At 61.1% G+C, this 1,014-nt stretch carries 1 pseudogene; it reads right to left on the minus strand.

Annotated features, from left to right (window positions below):
- Positions 1-800: pseudogene (locus tag ACZ4V6_RS36605) on the minus strand (hypothetical protein); the annotation flags it as partial.
- Positions 801-1,014: the final 214 nt, after the last annotated feature.

A 1,014-nucleotide genomic window follows, 5' to 3' on the forward strand; every position in this document is an offset into this window, starting at 1 on the left:
GTGTCCGAGTCGTAGGCGAAGGTGTTGAGCTGGTTGGTGATCTTGATGGTCCCCTCGGGACCCAGGTGGTTGAGCACTGTCTGGCTGAACAGCTTGTCGCCGGAGTTGTCGCGCATCAGCCGCGCCCATTCCTCCGGGTCGGCAGGTTTGTCTCCCGCCAGGATCTGGTCCGCGTACTTATTCGCCTCGCGTGCCTCGACGACCTCGATGTCTCCGACCGCGTCAGCATTGAAGTCATGACCGGTGCCGCGGGCAGTGTCAAGCATCTCCTCGAAGAGGCTCTTGATGCCGGCAGCGTCCCGAAGTGCCAGTTTGGCCCCTTGGTCGGCATCATCCACTGCCTGCACGGCCGCAGCAACAGCAGAAGTCCAGTTGGCTTCTAACATGGCACGCTCTGCAGCATCCCAGAGAAAGCCGCCTCCTGCATCTTTTTCCCTGCTTGTATCGAGATGCGCCTGCCCCTTGGCGTCTATATGCATATCGGCTTCCTTCGCCGACTCGATCAGATTCTTCACGGCCTGTATGCGCTCGGTGAACTGCGCATGAATGTCTCGCAGAATGCCCGCGATGGCTCGCGCTTCGACGGCAGCGGCGTCGAACTGCTTCCGCGTCGCGGAGAAGCGCGTCTCGGCGGCTTCCGCACTGACTCCTACCCAACCACCGTCCGAAGCTACGGCTTGGACACTGCCCCCATACAACTCACCCAGGTCCTCAAAGCCGTCGGCCATCTGCTCCCATGACACGGCCGCCGTCGCGAGAGGGGCCAGCCGGATGGTAATCACATCTTGATACGTCAGCATTTCTGCTTCCCTGCTGGTTTGGCGCTGAACCTGCCCTATGTCTGCGGGCAGCGGGACGTCGAGGTCAGACGTCCCGGTGTGGAACCGGCCCAAGGGGGTTGACTTGCGAAAGGGAACTCTCTACGTCGTATTCGACAAACTGGAAGCCCTTTTTCGTCTTGCTCAGAGCGGCCTGGTCGCGGGCGAGGCGTTCTTGGAGGCTCTTCACCTGGAG

The sequence above is a fragment of the Streptomyces sp. NPDC029152 genome (genome assembly GCF_055564355.1).